The organism is Oleiphilus sp. HI0079, from assembly GCF_001635105.1.
Window position 1 is genome coordinate 1 of the sequence record NZ_LWFT01000313.1, and the last position, 804, is coordinate 804.

General features: G+C 45.6%; 1 protein-coding gene. It reads left to right on the top strand.

Annotated elements, in window-relative coordinates; all coding sequences use genetic code 11:
- Window positions 1-39 precede the first annotated feature (39 nt).
- Window positions 40-696 (top strand): TetR/AcrR family transcriptional regulator, encoded by a 657-nt coding sequence (locus tag A3750_RS04265; protein ID WP_068453047.1) that lies wholly within the window; start codon window positions 40-42, stop codon window positions 694-696.
- The last annotated feature ends 108 nt before the right edge of the window (window positions 697-804 follow it).

Genomic DNA, 804 nt, shown 5'->3' on the forward strand with positions numbered 1-804 from the left:
CGTTAGAGATAGTAAGAGTAAGGATCTACAGCGACCATAATGAAGACAAAAGAACGTATTATTCTGGAGAGTCTCGATCTGTTTAATGAGCGGGGCGAAAGGAATGTTTCAACCAATCATATCGCTGCACACCTCAATATGTCGCCTGGTAATTTGTATTACCACTTCCGCAACAAAAACGAGATTATTTATCAGATCTTCAAAAACTATGAGTTGATGGTCGATACGTACTTGCGCGTCCCAGAGGGGCGGGCCATTGAGATTGAGGATTTGCTCTCCTATCTTGACGCTGTTTTTAACGGCCTCTGGGCTTATCGATTTTTGCATCGTGATCTTGAGCATTTGCTAGATAGCGATGACAGTTTAAGAGAGGATTATCGAGCGTTTACGCTGCGCTGTGTGAATGGCATTACTGAGATCATTGCGGCGCTCGAAGAGAGTGATATCTTTGATGAGCAAACGCATGAGCAACGTCGCACCAAGGCGCTCAATGTTTGGTTAATTGTGACTAACTGGATGACCTTTCTTAAAACCATGTTTGGCGCTGATCAGGATGCGCCATCAAATCGCAATGCGATTCGGCATGGTGTGTACCAGGTTTTGGATTTTATCGTGCCGCATTTGCGTGATGCGGAGCGGCAGCAGGTCGTTGAGTTTCAGGCATCGTATTGTTTCAAGGGTTTGCTGCCGGAGTAAGTTTCAGGCATCGTATTGTTTCAAGGGTTTGCTGCCGGAGTAAGTTTAAGGCATTAGCCTTGATGCTGCGCTTCTGCTTCGTCTGAATCATCTGCCTGAAGGTACATT